Genomic DNA, 540 nt, shown 5'->3' with positions numbered 1-540 from the left:
CATGGGTAATGCGAGTAATGCGAGTGTGTGGGCGTACGCGGATGTGTTCATCGCTCCTGTGGACGCGGTGATTCCCGAGGGGGGTCGTCCGTTCGGTCCTGAGTGGGAGCAGGTGGGGCTTCTGGATGGTGAGGAGGGTTTCACCGAGACGGTGGAGGTGGAGTCGGAGGATCTGTACGCCTGGGGTGGTGTGCTGGTGGCTTCGACTCATAACAATTTCAAGGTGACGCGTAAGTTCCTGCCGTTCGAGGACAACAAGACGGTTTATGACCTGATGTATCCGGGTCATGGTGTTGATTTCTCTGGTGATGGTGGTTACGAGGGTGAGATTCGGGTTCCGGATCTTCAGGCGCGGTTCAAGATCGCGTTCGAGACTCGTACGGGTGATCTGGTGAAGCGGACGGTGTCCGCGAACTATGCGCAGGTGGCGGAGCGTGGTGAGTCCACGGAGAACGCCACGGAGTTGGCCAAGCGTGAGATCACGGTGGCGATCTATCCGACCGAGGGTGATGAGCCGACCCTGTTCTACACCTACAAGGG

Annotated in this window: 1 protein-coding gene; it reads left to right on the top strand. The window is 58.5% G+C overall.

What is annotated here, in order from left to right; translation table 11 throughout:
• Positions 1-58: 58 nt before the first annotated feature.
• Positions 59-540 (top strand): hypothetical protein (locus D451_RS0126125; RefSeq protein WP_241463398.1); only part of this gene is annotated, 482 nt, incomplete at its 3' end.

It is taken from the genome of Nocardiopsis alba DSM 43377 (genome assembly GCF_000341225.1).
Taxonomy (GTDB): Bacteria; Actinomycetota; Actinomycetes; order Streptosporangiales; family Streptosporangiaceae; genus Nocardiopsis; species Nocardiopsis alba.
Note: the sequence above shows the minus strand (reverse complement) of the source record. Positions and strands in the feature narration are given on the sequence as shown.